The following is a 588-nucleotide window of genomic DNA, read 5'->3' on the forward strand; positions in this document are numbered from 1 at the left end:
GCCAATACCTGAGGTGAGGAAGGGGGGCAGGGGGGTCTATCGTCTCCGGCGGGGATGGGCGGGCCTATTTGTCTGCAATTCGTTTTAGGATTGGGTTGAGCTGTCAGTCGCTCTGGCATGAACGCCCTCCAGCAATTTCACTACTTCTTTAACTGTTGCATTGGCGCCTGGCACACCGAGCGCACCTACCACTACTTGGATCGCGGGGAGGTGGAGCGCTCCCGCACGGAGTTCACCATTCGCACCCTCACCCCTGAGCTTAAGGAGAAGGTGCTGAGGGACAACAACTACCCCAACCACGGCGTCGACGGCTTCTTGGGCTTCCACCTTGCCTTTGAGACTGTCTCTGAAAAGGGAGAGGAGGTGGGGCAAGAGCTGAACATGCTGTTTGTGCCCCGGCGAGAGAGCGCCCGTGGTCTTGAAGGTGACTATCTGCGCGATCGCGCCTATGAAGAGGAGCGGCCCATGGTGGCCGACTTCCGCTTCGATCCGCAATCCCTGCAACTGGTGATGACCACCACCTACACCCGCGTCGTTGCTGTGGATACCATCACCCTGCTCAACCCGCGCCTGCGCCTGCGGCAGATC

At 59.9% G+C, this 588-nt stretch carries 1 protein-coding gene; it reads left to right on the forward strand.

The window, feature by feature from the left end; translation table 11 throughout:
* Positions 1 to 117: 117 nt before the first annotated feature.
* On the forward strand, positions 118 to 588 hold a 471-nt coding region (locus NW858_RS11635), incomplete at its 3' end, for a phycobiliprotein lyase (protein WP_414520559.1).

Origin of the sequence: Synechococcus sp. H55.10 (genome assembly GCF_047502715.1) — a bacterium.
Taxonomy (GTDB): Bacteria; Cyanobacteriota; Cyanobacteriia; order Thermostichales; family Thermostichaceae; genus Thermostichus.